The following is a 1,516-nucleotide window of genomic DNA, read 5'->3' on the forward strand; positions in this document are numbered from 1 at the left end:
ACTTCAAGCTGCTGCGCGAACTGGGCCTGCGACCGGACTTCCTGGCCGGCCACAGCTACGGCGAAGTGACCGCTCTGTGGGCGGCCGGCGTGTTGAGCGACCAGGATTTCTACCGGGTGTCGCTGGCGCGCGGCGCGGCGGTGGCCAGCCCGGTGCCGGGCGGCGAGCCGGGCGCGATGCTGGCGGCCTCGCTGCCGGAGAGCGAGGCCAGCGCGGTGCTGGAGCGCTTCCCGGAGCTGGTGGTGGCCAATTACAACTCGCAGCAGCAACTGGTGTTCGGCGGCGCCGGCGACATCATCCGCCAGGCCAATGAATTCCTGGCCGAGCGCAAGGTGCGCAGCCAGGTGCTGGCGGTGTCGGCGGCCTTCCACACCGACTTCGTGCGCCACGCTTGCGCGCCGTTCGAGGCCAGCCTGGCGGACATTCCGTTCCAGGCGCCGCAAGCCGCGGTGTACTCCACCGCCAGCGGCGAACGCCACGCCGACGATCCGGCCAAGATCAAGCAATCGCTGATCGGCCAACTGGTCAGCCCGGTGCGCTTCCAGCAAACCATAGAACGCATTCATCAGCAGGGCGGCTATTTGTTCGTCGAGATCGGCCCCAAGGGCATTCTCGGCAAGCTGGTGGCGGACATCCTCAAGGACAAGCCGCACGCGGTGGTGTCGCTGAACCCCAGCGCCAACGGCGAGGAAGCCCTGCAATTCAAGCGCGCGCTGGCGCGGCTGGCGGTGGAAGGCGTGGAACTGAGCTCCACCGATCCGCAGGCGGCGCTGCCGGTGGTGGCCGAGCCCAAGAAAAGGGCGCTGAGCTATGCGATGAGCGGCGGCTTCTTCTACTCGGAGAAAGCCAAGCAGCGCCGCGCGCACGCGATGCGCAAGGATACGCGCGTTGTCGACGCCTTCATCGGCGAGCGGCTTGCCGCCAGCTCGCCGCCGCTGGCGCCGCCGACGGAGCGGGATAGTACGGGAGGGGCGCTCGAAAAACCGTCGCGAGCNNTAGCAGGTTTTTCGAGGTCCCCGGTAGTGGTGGAAACTTTGGTCGACAACAGGGACGACATGATGTGGCTGGAGCCCATCCATGTCATTAGCGGAGAGGGAATCATGCAACGCAGCAGCTCGGACAACGAAGTATTGAGCGTATTGGACGCGCAGATTCAGGCGCAGAACATGCTCAGCCAAGTTCACCAGCAATTCCAGCTGAACCAGAAGGACTACATTCAGCTGCTGGATTCGCTGATGACCAAGCAATACACCTTGCTGGAGAAATTCCAGGGTAGCCAGCAATTGAGCGAGGTCGTGGCCAGCCTGGGCCAGAGCCTGCAGCTGCTGGACAAGAACCAGGAGCTTTACCACGTCAACCACGAGCACTATTTCGACAACCAGCAGGCCTTGCTGGGCGCCGACACCGGCGCCCGCGGCGGCCAGGTAACGGCTCGCCTGCAACAGCGCGCTCCGCTGGAGGTGAGCTTGCCGACGCCGCGCGCCGCGGTGGAATTGCCGGCCGCCGCGCCCCTGGC

General features: G+C 65.7%; 1 protein-coding gene. It reads left to right on the forward strand.

Going from position 1 to position 1,516, the window contains the following annotated elements; genetic code table 11:
- Nucleotides 1–65: 65 nt before the first annotated feature.
- Nucleotides 66–1,516: acyltransferase domain-containing protein (locus LQT98_RS23200; RefSeq protein WP_456237139.1), on the forward strand; the 1,451-nt coding region annotated here is incomplete at its 3' end.

This window comes from Chromobacterium aquaticum (assembly GCF_021129195.1).
In the GTDB taxonomy this organism is placed as follows: domain Bacteria; phylum Pseudomonadota; class Gammaproteobacteria; order Burkholderiales; family Chromobacteriaceae; genus Chromobacterium; species Chromobacterium aquaticum.